This window comes from Methylobacterium sp. D54C (assembly GCF_053345595.1).
Map to the genome: position 1 here is coordinate 1 of NZ_JBKFAK010000290.1, position 255 is coordinate 255.

Genomic DNA, 255 nt, shown 5'->3' on the forward strand with positions numbered 1-255 from the left:
CACTGGCTTACGCTGCAGCAGTGCCGGCAGCCGCGGGTCGACCGAGGTCGGCGTCGCCTTCGCGCGCCGGATCAGAGAGGTCATGCCGACTACGAGCAGCCGGCGCAGGTAGCGGTCGCCCATGCGTAAGATCCGGCCCAGGCGCTCCTTGCCGCCACTGCAGTTCTGCAGCGGTGTCAGGCCCAACGAGGCCGCGAACTGCCGACCGGAGCGGAAGCGTCCGGGCTCGCTCACCGAGGCGGCCAACGCGGTTGC

General features: G+C 71.0%; 1 protein-coding gene. It reads right to left on the reverse strand.

What is annotated here, in order from left to right:
• Positions 1-255, reverse strand: a 255-nt coding sequence (locus ACLBYB_RS33575; protein ID WP_447701462.1) for a transposase, incomplete at both ends; no start/stop codon positions are given.